Source organism: Micromonospora sp. LOL_015, from assembly GCF_048060275.1.
In the GTDB taxonomy this organism is placed as follows: Bacteria; Actinomycetota; Actinomycetes; order Mycobacteriales; family Micromonosporaceae; genus Micromonospora_E.
Window position 1 is genome coordinate 1 of sequence record NZ_JBHMIO010000133.1, and the last position, 1,461, is coordinate 1,461.

Annotated in this window: 2 protein-coding genes; one reads left to right on the top strand and one right to left on the bottom strand. The window is 67.3% G+C overall.

The genetic code is table 11. The annotated features are described in order from the left end of the window. Window positions 1–937, bottom strand: a 937-nt coding sequence (locus ACFHWU_RS29110) for an IS630 family transposase (protein WP_416592297.1), incomplete at its 3' end; no start/stop codon positions are given. A gap of 63 nt (window positions 938–1,000) precedes the next feature. Between ACFHWU_RS29110 and ACFHWU_RS29115 the strand changes: the two genes are divergently transcribed. Beyond that, complete coding sequence (locus ACFHWU_RS29115; RefSeq protein ID WP_416592298.1) at window positions 1,001–1,408, top strand: AMP-binding enzyme; 408 nt, start codon at window positions 1,001–1,003, stop codon at window positions 1,406–1,408. The last annotated feature ends 53 nt before the right edge of the window (window positions 1,409–1,461 follow it).

Below are 1,461 nucleotides of genomic sequence, written 5' to 3' on the forward strand. Positions count from 1 at the left end.
CCCCTTCGATGAGTGTCGCTGTACTCATGCGACTTGCGTGTCGCACGACCTGGTTGATCCAACTCGATCCGGTCGGAGTGAAGTGCATGTGGAACCGGGGATGCTTCGCGAGCCAGGCTCGCACGGCGGGGGTCTTGTGGGTGCCGTAGTTGTCGCAGACGAGGTGCACGTCCAGCTCCGCCGGCACCGTCCTGTCGATCGTGATCAGGAACTTCCTGAACTCGACGGCGCGGTGCCGGCGGTGCAGTTCGCTGATCACGGTGCCGTCGGCGATGTTGAACGCCGCGAACAGGCTGGTGACGCCGTTGCGGGCGTAGTCGTGGGTGCGGCGTTCCGGCATGCCGGGCATCATCGACAGCACCGGCTGGGATCTGTCGAGCGCCTGGACCTGGCTCTTCTCGTCGACGCAGAGCACCACGGCCCGCTCGGGCGGGTTGTGGTACAGCCCGACCACGTCGACGACCTTCTCGATGAACAGCGGGTCGGTGGACAGCTTGAACGTGTCGGCACGGTGGGGCTTGAGACCGAAGTCGCGCCAGATCCGCCCGATCGTGGACTTCGACAACCCGGACCTGTCCGCCATCGACCCGCGGGACCAGTGGGTGGCGTTACGTGGAGTCTGTGCCAGGGTCGCGACCACCACATCCTCGACCCGGTCAAGGCTGATCGACGGCGGGCGGCCCGGCCGTTCCTCGTCCACCAGGCCGTCCAGGCGTAGTTTCAGGAAACGCCGCCGCCACTTACCCACAGTCGACAGATGCACACCGAGACTCGCCGCGACGTCGGTGTTCGACGCCCCTTCGGCGCACGCCAGGATGATCCGTGAACGCATCGCCAGAACCTGTGACGACGTCGCCCGTCGTGACCAGCGAGTCAACGTCGCCCGCTCTTCGTCGGTCAGCGTCAGCGGCGGGGTGGGACGACCAGTTCTCGGCATCCCCTCACCCTACCCACTTATCAGGCGAATTTCCGGCGCAGGACACCAGATGATCAGGTGAAGGTGCGCGGGATTCGGGTAGAACTCGGCGAGGTCGAGCGGGCACTCGCCCGATACCCACATGCCCAGTCGGTGGCCGTCGACGTGCGAGTGCATCCGGAGGCGGGGCCGGCGCTGGTCGGCTACCTGGTCCCGGTGGCCGGGGCGAACGTCGACCCAGCCGAGGTGCGGGCGTTCCTGCTCGGCACCGTTTCGCACCACATGGTGCCCGACGTGGTCGTCGTGCTGGGCGACCTGCCGCTCACACGAAACGGCAAGGTCGACCGGCGTGCGCTGCCCGACCCGGCGCGGGAGGCATCCGCCCGAGTAGGGCACGAACCACTCACGCCCGCCCAGAAGGCGGTCGCGGAGCTGTGGACCAGCGTGCTGCCGGTGCGCACGGTGGGCCGGACAGCCGGTTCTTCGACCTAGGGCGTGTATCAAAGTCGGTCACAGCCACTCGTTGATCGCCGCGACCTGCACGG